The sequence below is a fragment of the Anaeromyxobacter sp. SG64 genome, assembly GCF_022690745.1.
GTDB classification, from domain to species: domain Bacteria; phylum Myxococcota; class Myxococcia; order Myxococcales; family Anaeromyxobacteraceae; genus Anaeromyxobacter; species Anaeromyxobacter soli.
The window spans coordinates 1-13,185 of record NZ_JALCZB010000112.1 but is presented as its reverse complement, the minus strand read 5'-3'; the positions used below and the strand labels follow the sequence as shown (position 1 = coordinate 13,185).

14 protein-coding genes are annotated in these 13,185 nt (G+C 70.3%); 8 read left to right on the top strand and 6 right to left on the bottom strand.

The genetic code is table 11. From position 1 onward, the window contains the following. From MNZ29_RS21310 to MNZ29_RS21285, 6 genes are all read right to left on the bottom strand, one after another. Window positions 1-651, bottom strand: a 651-nt coding sequence (locus MNZ29_RS21310) for an NADH-quinone oxidoreductase subunit I (protein WP_242356645.1), incomplete at its 3' end; no start/stop codon positions are given. Between the two features lie 13 nt (window positions 652-664). Next, a complete protein-coding gene (locus tag MNZ29_RS21305) occupies window positions 665-2,032 on the bottom strand; it encodes a complex I subunit 1 family protein (RefSeq protein ID WP_242340388.1) in 1,368 nt (455 codons plus the stop codon). After that, window positions 2,032-3,177, bottom strand: coding sequence for an NADH-quinone oxidoreductase subunit D (locus MNZ29_RS21300; protein ID WP_242356643.1), 1,146 nt, complete (start codon window positions 3,175-3,177; stop codon window positions 2,032-2,034). The genes MNZ29_RS21305 and MNZ29_RS21300 overlap by 1 nt, the downstream gene beginning before the upstream one ends. Before the next feature lie 9 nt (window positions 3,178-3,186). Next, window positions 3,187-3,759 carry an NADH-quinone oxidoreductase subunit C gene (locus MNZ29_RS21295; RefSeq protein ID WP_242340386.1) on the bottom strand — a complete coding sequence of 191 codons (573 nt, stop codon included), beginning with the start codon at window positions 3,757-3,759 and terminating at the stop codon, window positions 3,187-3,189. Between the two features lie 99 nt (window positions 3,760-3,858). Further along, a complete protein-coding gene (locus tag MNZ29_RS21290; RefSeq protein WP_242340385.1) occupies window positions 3,859-4,383 on the bottom strand; it encodes an NADH-quinone oxidoreductase subunit B in 525 nt (174 codons plus the stop codon). A 36-nt stretch (window positions 4,384-4,419) separates the two neighbouring features. Further along, the gene (locus MNZ29_RS21285) at window positions 4,420-4,851 is read right to left on the bottom strand and encodes an NADH-quinone oxidoreductase subunit A (RefSeq protein WP_242340384.1); all 432 of its coding nucleotides are present in this window, start codon (window positions 4,849-4,851) and stop codon (window positions 4,420-4,422) included. 158 nt (window positions 4,852-5,009) lie between these two features. On the opposite strand from MNZ29_RS21285, the gene MNZ29_RS21280 reads away from it, so the two are divergent. The 8 genes from MNZ29_RS21280 to MNZ29_RS21245 all read left to right on the top strand — a co-directional run. Further along, window positions 5,010-5,399 carry an NADH-quinone oxidoreductase subunit A gene (locus tag MNZ29_RS21280; protein ID WP_242340383.1) on the top strand — a complete coding sequence of 130 codons (390 nt, stop codon included), beginning with the start codon at window positions 5,010-5,012 and terminating at the stop codon, window positions 5,397-5,399. Window positions 5,400-5,407: 8 nt separating this feature from the next. Continuing rightward, the gene (locus MNZ29_RS21275) at window positions 5,408-5,959 is read left to right on the top strand and encodes an NADH-quinone oxidoreductase subunit B (protein WP_242340382.1); all 552 of its coding nucleotides are present in this window, start codon (window positions 5,408-5,410) and stop codon (window positions 5,957-5,959) included. 9 nt (window positions 5,960-5,968) lie between these two features. Continuing rightward, entirely contained in the window at window positions 5,969-6,493 is a 525-nt protein-coding gene (locus tag MNZ29_RS21270; protein ID WP_242340381.1) for an NADH-quinone oxidoreductase subunit C, read from the top strand. 66 nt (window positions 6,494-6,559) lie between these two features. Continuing rightward, the gene (locus MNZ29_RS21265; RefSeq protein ID WP_374109411.1) at window positions 6,560-7,822 is read left to right on the top strand and encodes an NADH-quinone oxidoreductase subunit D; all 1,263 of its coding nucleotides are present in this window, start codon (window positions 6,560-6,562) and stop codon (window positions 7,820-7,822) included. A gap of 31 nt (window positions 7,823-7,853) precedes the next feature. Continuing rightward, a complete protein-coding gene (locus MNZ29_RS21260) occupies window positions 7,854-9,620 on the top strand; it encodes a 2Fe-2S iron-sulfur cluster-binding protein (protein WP_242356641.1) in 1,767 nt (588 codons plus the stop codon). Between the two features lie 12 nt (window positions 9,621-9,632). Next, window positions 9,633-10,985: a complex I subunit 1 family protein gene (locus tag MNZ29_RS21255; RefSeq protein WP_242356638.1), complete on the top strand. Its 1,353-nt coding sequence runs from the start codon at window positions 9,633-9,635 to the stop codon at window positions 10,983-10,985. 3 nt (window positions 10,986-10,988) lie between these two features. Then, window positions 10,989-11,702 (top strand): NADH-quinone oxidoreductase subunit I, encoded by a 714-nt coding sequence (locus MNZ29_RS21250; protein WP_242340378.1) that lies wholly within the window; start codon window positions 10,989-10,991, stop codon window positions 11,700-11,702. A gap of 375 nt (window positions 11,703-12,077) precedes the next feature. Further along, a partial coding sequence (locus tag MNZ29_RS21245; RefSeq protein WP_242356636.1) for a hypothetical protein occupies window positions 12,078-13,185 on the top strand: 1,108 nt, incomplete at its 3' end.

Below are 13,185 nucleotides of genomic sequence, written 5' to 3'. Positions count from 1 at the left end.
GGGGGCGGGCGCCGCTGCGCCGGCGGCGCCCGCGGCAGCGGCGGCCTTCGGCTGCGCCACGGGCTTCGCGGCGCCGGGCGCCTCCGGCGGCAGGAACACCGGGCCGGCCTCGTTCCACGGATGCGCCTCGAGCTTGGCGCGCAGGAGCGAGCCGAGCGGCGCGCGGGGGTAGTACTCCGCGTTCTTGTCGACCTTGTAGACCGGGAACGGGCTCAGCGCGTCGGACCAGCGGAAGGTCAGGTTGCGGATGTTCCGCTGCGACCCCTCGAACTCGCGGGTGTGCTGGATGGAGCCCGTCGGGCAGGGCTCCACGCACAGCCCACAGAACATGCACTTCGCCTCGTCGATGTCGAACTGCGTGACGACGCGCTGCTTGGGGTTCGCCGGGTCCTTCTCGAGCGTGATCTGGATGCAGTTGATGGGGCAGGCGCGCTCGCAGGCCTGGCACCCGGTGCAGATCGCGGTGTCCACCTCGAGGAACCCGCGGTAGCGCGGGGGCAGCATGTCCCGCACCGGCATCGGCGTCCGGTCCGGGTACTGGACCGTGATCGGCCTGCGGAGCAGGTGGGAGAGCGTGATCGACATGCCGTGCCAGAAGGACTTGACGGTGTCCTTGATGGCGCCGGTGTACTCGCTGACGGACTGGGCCATGTTCGTATCCCGCCTACCAGTTGGAGAGGTCGACCTGATCGCCGCCGGCCTCGACGTTCTGCTTCGCGAGCCGCAGCATCTGCACCAGGGCGACGAGGGCGCCGACGAAGAGGACCACGCCGCTCACGGTCGACGCGACCGGCACGCGCGCCACCAGGATCTGCCAGAGCAGGGTGGCGACGAACGTCGCGAAGGCGCCCGGGACGAGGTACTTCCAGCAGAGGTTCATCATCTGGTCCACGCGGATGCGCGGGAAGGTCCAGCGGATCCAGATGACGAGGTTCATCACGAGGAACGTCTTCACGAAGAACACCGCCATCGACGCGACCTGCAGCCCCCACCACGCCGGCGCGGGGAGCGCGCCCGCGCCGCGCGCGGCCTCGTACGCCTCCGCGGCGACGCCCGGCACCTGCCAGCCGCCGAAGAAGAGCGTCACCGCGATGGCGCTCATGATCCAGACGTTGCCGAACTCGACGAGGAAGAAGATCGCGTACCGGAACGCCGTGTACTCGGCCAGGTAGCCGGCGACGAGCTCCGACTCCGCCTCGGGCAGGTCGAACGGCGGGCGGTTCGACTCCGCGAGCTGCGCGATGAAGAAGATGACGAACGCGACGAGCGCGGCCGGGTTCGTGAACACGAACCACTGCCACGGCCAGGCGCCCTGGGCGCGGATGATCCCCTGCATCGACAGGGTGCCGGCCATGAGGATGGGCACCATCACGGCGAGGCCGGCCGGGATCTCGTACGAGATCACCTGGGCGGCGGAGCGCATGCCGCCGAAGAGCGCCCACTTGGAGTTCGAGGACCAGCCGGCGAGGAGGATGCCGACGACCACGAGCGCCGTGACGGCCGTCACGTAGAAGATGCCGACGTTGAGGTCGGCGGCGATGACGCTCTCGCCGAAGGGGAGGGCGACGAAGATGAGGCCGAACCCCGCGAAGACGAAGTACGGCGCGGCGCGGAAGAGGAGCTGGTCCGCGTCGGCGGGGATGAGGTCCTCCTTCAGGAGGAGCTTCACCGCGTCCGCGATCCACTGGAAGAAGCCGCCCGCGCCGACGCGGTTGTAGCCGATGCGGCTCTGCATGCGGGAGCTGACCCGCATCTCCCACCAGATCGTGACCGCGGCGACGACCGCGCCGAAGTTCAGGATCATGAAGGTGAGGAGCCCGGCGGCGACGCCGTACACGAGCCCGGTGAACGGCCAGGTGGCCGGGTCGTGGTGGAGCACTTCGCGCACGAACACCGCCACCGGCTCGGGCTTCGCGATCGTGGCGAGCACGAGCACGGCGCCGAACAGGATCACGGGCAGCGCGAGCGCCACCACGAGCGTGACGAGCAGCTTGGTCCGGGGGTTGCCCTTCGGGAGCGTGACGGTGGCCATTAGCGATCGATCTCCGGAGCGACGACGTCCAGCGACGAGATGAGCGCGACCAGGTCGGCGACCATCAGGCCGCCGGAGATGTCCTCGATGATGGACATCGCGGTGAACGAGCCCGTGCGCGCGCGGACGCGGTACGCCTTGTTCGTCCCGTCCGACACCACGTAGTAGGCCATCTCGCCGCGAGCCGACTCGACGCGCGAGAGCACCTCGCCGGCGTCCGGCTTCACGTTGCGCGGCACCTTCGCCATGATCTCCTCGGGAGTCTGGCCGATGGTCTCGAGCGCCTGGCGGACGATGCGCGAGGACTCCTTCATCTCGAGGCAGCGCACGTAGTAGCGGTCGAAGCAGTCGCCGACCGCGCCGGCCCAGCCCTTCCCCACCGGCACCTCGAACTCGAAGTTCGGGTACGCGCCGTACGGCATGTCGCGCCGGAGATCCCAGTCGACGCCGGAGCCGCGCAGGTTCGGGCCGACGAGGCCGTAGCTGATGGCCTGCTCGCGGGAGACGACGGCGACCTTCGCGAGGCGCTTCTTGTAGATCTCGTTGAAGGTGATGAGCCGGTCGAACTCGGGGAGGAACTTGTCGAACCGGTCGAGGAACGCGAGGACCTTGTCCCGCCACCCCTCCGGCAGGTCGAAGGCGACGCCGCCGATGCGGTGGTAGTTGTAGGTCAGCCGGGCGCCGCAGAGCGCCTCGATGAAGTCGTTGATCTCCTCGCGCTCGCGCAGGCCGTGGACCATCGGCGTGAACGCGCCGATGTCCATCGTCATCGTGCCGACCGCGATGAGGTGGCTCGCGATGCGCACGAGCTCGCAGCTGATCGCCCGGAGCCACTGCGCGCGGGGCGGCACCTCGACCTTGAGGAGCTTCTCGACGGCGATCGCGTACCCCTCGTTCGCGAACATCGCCGCCACGTAGTCGATGCGATCCGTGAACGGCATGAAGCCGGGGTAGCCGGTCGCCTCGCCGATCTTCTCGATCGAGCGGTGGAGGTAGCCGACGTCCGGGATCGCCCGCTTCATCACCTCGCCGTCGGTCTCGACGATGAAGTTGATGACGCCGTGCGTGGACGGGTGCTGCGGACCGAAGTTGAGGACCATCTCCTCGTAGTTGCGGTCGACGCGGCGGAGGATGAGCTTCTCCATGTGTTCTCCCTACGCCTTCGCGGGGCCGTCGACGCCACCGGCCGCGTTCGCGGCCTCGGCGCGGCGCACGTCGTCGAGACGCTTGAGCTCGACCAGGGGGTTCTCGCGGACGTTGGAGAACCCGTGGTAGCCGCCGGTCTCCTGGTAGTCCTTCCGCAGCGGGTGGCCGATCCAGTCGTCGGGGAGCATGATCCGGCGGAGATCGGGGTGGCCCTCGAACGTCACGCCGAAGAGGTCGTAGACCTCGCGCTCGAACCAGTTGGCCGTCTTCCACACGCCCTCGACGGTCGCGATCGACGGCGCGGCCCGGTCCAGCTGGACCTTCAGCACGATGGAGTGCCGGTGCCGGTACGAGAGCAGGTGGTAGACGACCTCGATCTGGTTGTTCTTCGGCCAGTCGAGGGCGGTGAGGTCCTCGAGAAAGTCGAGCTCGAGGCCCGGCTCCTTCGCGAGGAAGCGGCAGATCTCCACGATCCGCTCCCGCTTCACGACCGCGAAGGCGTCGATCTTCGGCTCGGAGAGCGGGCCGACGTCCTCGCCGAACCGTGCCTTCAGTCGGTCATGGATTTCTGTGGTCGTCATCTGTTCCCCTGCTGCTAAGCGAGGCGAGCGGGCCGCTCATCGCGTGCCCAGGCTCGCCCCGTCCGGAAACACCAAACGTGAAGCCTGCCTGTCGGCGCCCTACGCGACGCTCCCCTTTGCCGCTCGACGCTTCGTCGACCAGGGCTCGGATCGGATGAGCTCCTGCAGGCGGATGAGGCCCTCGGTGAGCGCCTCGGGCCGCGGCGGGCAGCCGGGCACGTAGACGTCGACGGGGAGGACCTTGTCGACGCCCTTGCAGACCGAGTAGCCGAGCTGGAAGAGGCCGCCGCAGTTGGAGCAGGAGCCCATCGAGATGACGTACTTGGGCTCGGGCATCTGGTCGTAGAGGAGCTTCGCCCGCTCGGCCATCTTGTACGTCAGCGTGCCCGCCACGATCATGAAGTCCGCCTGGCGAGGGCTCGCGCGGGGGATCGCGCCGAAGCGCATCACGTCCGCGCGCGGGCCGCCGAACTGCATGAGCTCGATGCCGCAGCACGCGAGGCCGAACAGCAGGTACCAGAGCGAGTTCTCGCGAGCCATGTTGATGAGCTTGTCGAGCTGGCTCGTGTGGAACAGGGTGACGTCCCCGGCCCCGGCCCCCGCGTCCATCGTTCGTCCCGTCATTTCGAGGAGATCTCCTGTAGTTGCAACACGTGCGGGTTACGCGGCCTTCCGTGCCGGGGGCGCCTCGGAGGCGCGCGAGGGCGCCAGCGTCTTCACCCACTCGAGGTCGCCGTGCGCCCACACCCACACCAGGCCGACGACGAGGATGGCGGTGAACAGGAACAGCTCGAAGAACGCCACCCACGCCAGCGCGGGGCTCGCCGAGACCCAGTCGCGGTAGACGGCCACCACCGGGAACGTCAGGGCGATGTCGACCTCGAAGATCACGAACACGAGCGCGACGAGGTAGAAGCGTGGATTGAAGTTGAACCACGCCACCCCGATGGGCCGCTCGCCACATTCATAGGTGGTCGCCTTCTCCGCATTGGGGATGCGCGGACCGGCGAGCCTCGACAGGGTGACTCCACCCAGAGCGAAACCCAGCGTGACGATCGCGAAGACGAGGACGGTGCCGAACTGAAAGCCCATGCCGGCGCTCCTAAAGTGGACCTATGTTGTCGGCAAAACTCAGGAAAGTGCGGGCGGAGTCTACATAACGCCCCCCCTGTGTCAAGGGGGCCAAACCCGTTGACAACCCTGATCGCGACAGGCACTTAAGGGGCCTCCAAGCGGACCCCTGCCCACCCATGCTGACACCCCTCCAGACCTATTTCCCGATTGGCGTCGCTCTGCTGGTGGCGGTAGGACTCGCGGCCCTCATGGTGGCGCTCGCCAACCTGCTCGGTCCTCGTCGGCCGAGCGTGGTGAAGAGCACCCCGTTCGAGTGCGGGTCGGAGCCAGCCGCCGGCTCTCCGCGAGAGCGGTTCGGCGTGAAGTTCTACGTCGTCGCGCTGCTCTTCATCGTCTTCGACATCGAAGCGATCTTCCTCTACCCGTGGGCCGTGCTGCTCCTGCCGAGCCAGGGCTACCCGGGCCTCGGTTGGGCCGGGTTCGTCTCAATGGGTATCTTCGTGGCCACGCTGGTGGCCGGCCTCGTGTACGTCTGGAAGAAGGGCGTGCTCGACTGGGCGGACTAGGAGTCGCAATGGCATCCGAGCTCGACACCGTCCCCGTCATCACCACCCGCCGCGACGAGGCGCAGGGCTTCCTGCAGGGGCTCGTCTCCAAGGGCCTCGGGTGGGCGAGGAAGTACTCGCTCTTCCAGTATCCGTTCGTCACCGCCTGCTGCGGCATGGAGTACATGACCGTCGCGTCGGCGCGCTACGACCTCGACCGCTTCGGCGCCGCGCTGCCGCGCTTCTCGCCGCGCCAGGCGGACCTCCTCATCGTCGTCGGCACCGTGAACTGCAAGCAGGCGCCGATCCTCCGGCGCGTGTACGAGCAGATCACCGAGCCGAAGTGGGTGATGGCGTTCGGCGTCTGCGCGTCGTCGGGCGGCTTCTACGACAACTACGCGACGGTGCAGGGCATCGACCGGATCATCCCGGTAGACGTCTACGTCCCGGGCTGCCCGCCGCGGCCGGAGCAGGTGCTCGACGGCATCATGCTGTTGCAGCGGAAGATCCAGGGTCAGGAGCACAAGCTCATCGACCGCAAGCCTCTGCCCGTGGTCGGCCAGACGCCGACCACGCGCTAGCGAGGGACCATGTCGAAGGTCGTGATCGACGCGCTCGTCGAGCGCTTCCCAGATGCCGTGTACGACGCCTACGTGGGCGTGGGCGGCGACGACTGCGCGTTCGTGAAGAAGGAGCGCATCGTCGAGGTGTGCCGCTTCCTGAAGAGCGATCCGGGCATGCTCTTCGACATGGCGCCGTACATCACCGCGGTCGACTACCTCGGGCAGGAGCCCCGGTTCGAGGTCGTCTACAACCTGCTCTCGCTGAAGACGAACCGGCGCATTCGCCTGCGCGTGAAGGTGCCGGAGCAGGACGCGGTCGTGCCGAGCGTGACGTCGCTCTGGCGCGGCGCGGACTGGTTCGAGCGCTACTGCTTCGACATGTACGGGATCCGCTTCAGCGACCACCCGGACATGCGGCGGCTGTTCATGTACGACGAGTTCGTCGGGCACCCGCTCCGCAAGGACTATCCGCTCAAGGGGCGCCAGCCGCTCGTGCAGGAGCGTGAGGTCAAGGACATCTACCGCGGGCCGGGGCCCGCCACGCGCGACTAGCGCGCCCCGGCCTCGGCGAGCGCGCGCAGGCGCGCCCCGAGGACGGACGGTGAACGGAGGCAGACCGTGACCGAGAAGAAGGGACTGGGCGAGGTCCAGACGGCGGCGCCGGGCGAAGAGCTCCGCCTCCGGCCCGGGGAGAGCGAGCTCGACGCGTTCATGCCGTCGCGGCGGATGACGGTGAACCTCGGACCGTCGCACCCCGCCATGCACGGCGTGACGCGGGCGGTGGTGGAGCTCGACGGCGAGATCATCCGCGAGATGAAGCTCGACATCGGCTTCCTCCACCGCGGGTTCGAGAAGAGCTGCGAGAACGTGACGTGGACGCAGTGCTTCCCGTACACGGACCGGCTCAACTACGTCAGCTCCATCATGAACAACGTGGGCTTCGCCCTCGCCGTCGAGAAGCTGTGCAAGCTCGACGTGCCCGAGCGGGCGAAGTACCTGCGCGTCATCACCTCCGAGCTCCACCGCATCTGCGACCACCTCACGCTCGTCGGCGCCATGGGCATGGAGCTCGGCGCGATGACGGTGTTCCTCTACGCGGTCGAGGCGCGCGACATCATCTGGGACCGGCTCGCCGAGCTGTGCGGCGCGCGCCTCACCTCGAACTACGCGCGCGTCGGCGGCGTGGCGCGGGACGCGCCCGAGGGCTGGGTCGAGAAGACCGGGAAGACGCTCGATCGCGTGAAGGGGTACGTCGACGAGATCGACGGCCTGCTCTCCCGCAACCGCATCTTCATCGATCGCACCCGCGGGACGGGCGTCGTGCCGCGCGAGGACGCGATCGAGCTCGGCTTCACCGGCCCGTGCCTGCGCGCGTCGGGCGAGCCGTTCGACCTGCGCAAGGCGGCGCCGTACCTCGTCTACGACCGGGTGGACTTCGACATCCCGGTGGGGACGAACGGCGACAACTTCGACCGGTACCAGATGCGCATGGAGGAGATGCGGCAGGCCGATCGGATCATCCGCCAGTGCTTCACGCAGATGGAGCCGGGCGAGATCGCCGTCCAGGACTTCCGCTACGTCCTGCCGCCGAAGCCGCTCGTCTACGGGACGATCGAGGGCCTCATGGCCCACTTCAAGATCATCATGGAGGGGATCCAGGTCCCCGCCGGCGAGGCGTACAGCTACACCGAGGCGGCCAACGGCGAGCTCGGCTTCTACGTCGTGTCGGACGGCGGCGGGCGCCCGTACAAGCTGGGCCTGCGGGCGCCGGGCTGGCCCATGCTGGCCGCCCTGCCGTTCATGACGAAGGACTCGCTGCTCTCCGACCTCATCCCGACGTTCGACAGCATCAACATGATCGGCGGCGAGGTCGAGCAGTAGCCGCGCCGGAATCCACAGGAGCGAACGAGCAATGGCCGAAGAGAAGAAGCCCGAGGCCCCCGCCGCCGCGCCGCCCAAGCCGCCGCCGGGCCCGCCCGCGCCGCCGCCGCCGAAGAACCCCGGCATGGTCACGGCGACGATCGACGGGCGCGAGGTGGTCGCGAAGCCCGGCACGACCGTCATCGAGGCCGCGAAGGCGCTCGGGATCGAGATCCCGTACTACTGCTACCACAAGCGCCTCTCCATCGCGGCCAACTGCCGGATGTGCCTCGTCGAGATGTCGAACGCGCCCGGCGGCAAGCTCATGCCGGCGTGCCAGATGCCGATCTCCGAGGGCGTCGCCGTCAAGACCGAGACGCCGCGCGTGAAGGACCAGCAGCGCGCCACGCTCGAGTTCCTGCTCCTGAACCACCCGGTGGACTGCGCGATCTGCGATCAGGCCGGGGAGTGCAAGCTGCAGGACTACTACATGAAGTACGACCGGCAGCCCTCGCGCCTCGACGTGCCCAAGGTGACGAAGGGCAAGCGGGTCGTGCTCGGGCCCATGGTCGTGCTCGATCAGGAGCGCTGCATCCTCTGCACGCGCTGCGTCCGCTTCATGCGCGAGATCGCGAAGGAGCCGCAGCTCGGCGTCGCCGAGCGCGGGAACGAGAGCTTCATCACCACGTTCCCCGGGCAGCCCCTCGACTCCAAGTACTCCGGGAACGTCGTCGACATCTGCCCGGTCGGCGCGCTCACCTCGGCGGACTTCCGCTTCCGCGGCCGCGTCTGGTTCATGAGCGCCGCGCGGTCGGTGTGCACCGGCTGCGCGCGCGGCTGCAACACCTTCCTCGACTACCTGAACGACACCACCTACCGCTACCGCCCGCGCGAGAACGACGCCGTCAACCAGGAGTGGATGTGTGACGAGGGCCGGGTCTCGTACAAGTACCTGAACGCGGACCGCGCGCTCCTCTCGCGCGAGGGCCGCGGCGCCCAGGCCAAGGTGCTGGCCCGCGAGGTCGCCGTGGAGCGGGCCGCCGCCGAGCTCGCGCCGCACGCCCGCGCCGGCAGCCTCGCGGTGCTGCTCTCGCCGCTCGCCTCGCTCGAGGACCTCCTCGCCGCGGCGACGGTCGCGAAGGAGGCGCTCGGGGTCGCCGAGGTCTTCGTCGGCGGTCGCCGCGACGGCTGGCAGGACGCCTTCCTGAAGCGCGCCGACGAGAACCCGAACCGCAAGGGGCTCGAGCTCGTCGCGCAGGCGCTCGGGCTCGCGGTGCGGCCGTTCGGCGACCTCACCGCGGCGGTCGCCGCCGGGAAGGTCCGGGCGGTCTGGGCGGTCGGGACGGAGGTCCCGGATCCCGCCGCCGCCGCGGCGCTCGAGGGCGCCGAGGTGCTCGTGGCGCAGTCCTACGACGACGGGCCGGTGGCGCGTCAGGCCACGGTGCTCCTGGCGGCCGCGCCGCACTCGGAGAGCGACGGCACGTTCGTCAACTTCGAGGGGCGGGCGCAGCGGTTCGAGCTCGCGTACTTCCCGCGGGGCGACTCCCGGCCGCACTGGCTGCTCGCGTCCGAGCTGGGGCGCGCGCTGGGGCTGTCCTACCGGTTCGCGACCGCGCGCGACGTGTTCGTCGAGCTCGGGCCGCGGCTCGGGACGGCGCTCGGCGACTTCCGCTGGGACTCGCTGCCGTCCACCCGCCGCCGGCCCGGGATCGTCCCGCTCGCCGCCGGCACCGTGGACGGCCGGCTCCCCGGCTACCGCGACCGCGTTCCCCCCGAGACGTCCGAGGACGCCCGCCGCGCCCTCGCCCGCACGACCTAGGAGGAGGGCCAAGTGAACCGTCTCATCGGGATGGTGGTGCTCATCGGCGCGGTGGTGGCCGGCCTCGTCGGGCTCTCGGCCGCGTTCTACCTGGCCGCCGGCGGGCTCGCGTGGGTGTTCGCCGAGTACCTCGGCGCGCCGCCGTCGTTCGGCGCCGCGATCGCCAACGTCGTCACGCTGATGCTCGTGGTCATGATGATCTCGGGCTCGCTCCTCACGGTCGCGGAGCGGAAGTGGTCCGCCATGATGCAGAACCGCATCGGCGCGAACCGCATCAAGGTGCTCGGGTCCGCCCTCGGCGGCATCCCGTTCCTCGCCGCCGACGCGCTCAAGATGCTGACGAAGGAGAGCGCCCCGCCGCGCGGCCGGACGCGGGTCCTCTACGAGATGGCGCCCGCGCTCGCGTTCGCGCCCGTGTTCGCGCTGTTCGCGATCATCCCGCTCGGGCCTCCGATCCCGCTCGGCGCCATCGTCGACTCGGCCGCCGGCGCGCTCGGCAGCGCGGGCGTCGCGCTGCAGGTGGCGAGCCCCGACGCCGGGCTGCTCTACATCTTCGCGATCTCCTCGCTCGCGGTGTACGGCACCTCGCTCGCGGGCTGGGCGTCGAACAACAAGCTCGCGCTGCTCGGCGGCGTCCGCGCCTCCTCGCAGATGATCAGCTACGAGGTCTCGCTCGGGCTGTCGCTCGTCGGGACGATGCTCGCGTACCGCACCCTGCGCCTCGAGGAGATGGTGACCGCGCAGGGGCTCGCGGTCCTCGGCCCCGTCCCGGCGCTCGGCATCCTCCTCCAGCCGGTCGGGTTCCTCATCTTCTTCGCGAGCGCGTTCGCCGAGACGAAGCGCGCGCCGTTCGACCTGCCCGAGGGCGAGAGCGAGATCGTCGGCTACTTCGTCGAGTACTCGGGCATGAAGTTCGGCCTGATGTTCCTCGCGGAGTTCGTGGAGATCGTGGTCCTCTCCGCGATCATCACCGCGGTGTTCCTCGGCGGCTGGCACCCCATCGTCGTCTCGACCGAGTGGCTCCGTCAGACCGTGACGCCCCTCTGGTTCGGGGCGATCTGCGGTGGGGCGTTCCTCGCGAAGATGATCGTGCTGATGTGGCTCCAGCTCACGATCCGCTGGCTCCTGCCGCGCTTCCGCTTCGACCAGATCCAGAAGCTCTGCTGGAAGATCCTGCTCCCCGCGGCCATCGCCAACATCTTCATCACGGCCGGCGCGCTGCTCCTCGACCCCTCGATGCAGCTGCTCGCCTGGATCGGCGTCGCGACGATCGTCATCATCGGCGCCATCACCGCCGCGGTCGGCCGCGCTCCCGCTCCGGGGGAGCACGACCACGCCGCCGCCCACGCCGTCGCGGGACACTGACCCATGCCCTATCCGATCGAGAACCGGCCCGCCGATCTGCGCGAGCGGATGTACTTCCCGGAGATCATCCGGGGCATCGGCGTGCTCACGAAGCACTTCCTCCGGAACCTGTTCCTCACGCGCGACAAGAACCCGGACGTCCTCGAGCGCCGGCGCGGCGAGCTGTGGTCGGACAACGCGACGCTCCAGTACCCCGAGGAGCGCGTGCCGTATCCCCCCGGCTACCGCGGCCTGCACCGGCTCGTCCCGCGCGAGGACGGCAAGCCCCGCTGCGTCGCCTGCTACATGTGCGCGACCGCCTGCCCGGCGCAGTGCATCTACATCGAGGCGGGCGAGTACCCGGACGATCCCATCGAGAAGTACCCGGTGAAGTTCGTCATCGACGAGCTGCGCTGCATCGTCTGCGGGTTCTGCGTGGAGGCGTGCCCGAAGGACGCCATTCGCATGGACTCGGGCGAGCACACCCCGCCGTCCTACGAGCGCGGCGCGCAGATCTGGGACGAGAAGCGGCTCCTCCGCGGGCCGCCGATCTCCTATCAGTACGATCCGTGGCTCCGCCGCGGCTCGCCGTCGATCCCGGCGGACAAGCTCGAGGAGATGCGCGCGCGCGCCAAGCCCTTCCCGACCGTCGCCACCGACGAGTACGCGCAGACGCCCGGCTTCTCCGTCCGCGCGCTCGCGCAGGAGGCGAAGGAGCGCGCCGCACGTCCGAAGTAGCGGTCCCTCCGAGCTGGCTCTCCTAAACGACAGTTCGTGATTCGCGTTCACCTTCGGTGCCGCGAATCACGCTGTCGTTTAGCCATGTTCGCACGGGGGCTGCGCCCCCGCCCCGCCGAGCGAAGCTCCGCGCGCTCGTGCGCGCGTACCAATCGATGCCCCACCCCGACAGCCGGGTCCCGTGCGCCGCCGCGAGCGGCTTCGCCGCTTCCGCGGCGTCGCCCCGGCGGGCTCGCTTCGCTCGCCTGTTCGAATCATGGTCAGCCGCTCAGCGGGCGCGGCGCACCGGCGTCGCGCCCGCGGCCGTTCTGGGCGAGGATGTGGCCGCGGCGCCGGCGCGGTCCGGGCCGAGGCCGACGGCGGGAGGAGAGGCACGTGAAGGGCGGCGTGAGCTGGGCGCGGGGCGCGTGGCGGGGCGCGATCCTCGTCGCGGCGCTGGCGAGCGCGGCTGCGCTCGTGGACCTCGGGAGCTTTCATCGCCTCGAGCAGGGGGACTCCCTCGTCCCCGTGCTCGTCTCGCTCCAGCGCTGGACCCCCTTCTTCTGGGACCAGGAGCGCTTCGGGATGCTCGTCCCGCTCGTCGCGCTCCCGCTCCGCGATCCGCTCGCGAACCTCCTCCTGCAGCGGGCGCTGACCGCCTTCGCGGGCCTCGCCTCGCTCGTCCTGCTCGCGCGGCACGCGCTCGCGGGGCGCGACTGGCCGCTCGCCGGCCTCCTCGCGGCCGGGACGCTGCTCCTGCTCGCGCCGGCCCCCTGGCTCTTCGAGTACCTCGCCTCCCAGCCCTACGGGCTGTCCACGGCGCTCGCGCTCGCGGGGCTCGCCCTGGCGGAGCCGCCGGGCGCGGGCGGGGGCGGCGCGGCGTGGCCGCCGCGGCTCGCCTGGCTCCGCACGGCGGCGGCGCTCCTCCTCGTCGTCGCCGCCCACTGGGTGAACGCGGTGGCGGGCATCGTGCTCCTGGGGCTCGCCCTCGCGCGCGCGGGCGGGGACCTCGTCGAAGGGACGGAGCGGCGGGCCGTGCGCGCCCGGCTCGTGCGCGAAGGGGCGCTCCTCGGCGCCGGCCTCGCGGCGGGCCACGTGTTCCTGCGGCTGTACCCCCTCCTCACCGGTCATCGCCTGCGGCTCGCGATGGGCGCGCTCCCCGTGGAGCGCTGGCCCCGGGCGTGGACGTCGTTCTTCGGGCTGGCGTGGCACGACGAGCGGCGCTGGGGGCTCGCGCTCGTCGCGATCGCCGCGGCGGGCCTGGCGCTCCTCCTCACCCGTCCGCTCCGGCCGCAGCTCGCGGGCGCCCTCGTGCGTGCCGGCGCGCTCCTCGCGGCGGCGCTCGGCTACGCGCTGTTCGCGGGCGCGCTGGAGTGGGTCGAGGCGAACGCCTTCCACTGGCGCTACCTCGCCCCCTCGGCCGTGCTCGTCCACCTCGCGGCGGTGTCGCTCCTGGCGGAGCCGCTCGCGCGGCTCCCGAGGCTCGCGGCGGCGGCGGGCTCGG

Bases quoted from the DNA above. Each gene is read 5' to 3' on its own strand.
- MNZ29_RS21285 (WP_242340384.1), bottom strand. From the start codon at position 4,851: ATGGGCTTTCAGTTCGGCACCGTCCTCGTCTTCGCGATCGTCACGCTG.
- MNZ29_RS21295 (WP_242340386.1), bottom strand. From the start codon at position 3,759: ATGACGACCACAGAAATCCATGACCGACTGAAGGCACGGTTCGGCGAG.
- MNZ29_RS21305 (WP_242340388.1), bottom strand. From the start codon at position 2,032: ATGGCCACCGTCACGCTCCCGAAGGGCAACCCCCGGACCAAGCTGCTC.
- MNZ29_RS21250 (WP_242340378.1), top strand. From the start codon at position 10,989: ATGCCCTATCCGATCGAGAACCGGCCCGCCGATCTGCGCGAGCGGATG.
- MNZ29_RS21290 (WP_242340385.1), bottom strand. From the start codon at position 4,383: ATGACGGGACGAACGATGGACGCGGGGGCCGGGGCCGGGGACGTCACC.
- MNZ29_RS21270 (WP_242340381.1), top strand. From the start codon at position 5,969: ATGTCGAAGGTCGTGATCGACGCGCTCGTCGAGCGCTTCCCAGATGCC.
- MNZ29_RS21275 (WP_242340382.1), top strand. From the start codon at position 5,408: ATGGCATCCGAGCTCGACACCGTCCCCGTCATCACCACCCGCCGCGAC.
- MNZ29_RS21260 (WP_242356641.1), top strand. From the start codon at position 7,854: ATGGCCGAAGAGAAGAAGCCCGAGGCCCCCGCCGCCGCGCCGCCCAAG.
- MNZ29_RS21280 (WP_242340383.1), top strand. From the start codon at position 5,010: ATGCTGACACCCCTCCAGACCTATTTCCCGATTGGCGTCGCTCTGCTG.
- MNZ29_RS21300 (WP_242356643.1), bottom strand. From the start codon at position 3,177: ATGGAGAAGCTCATCCTCCGCCGCGTCGACCGCAACTACGAGGAGATG.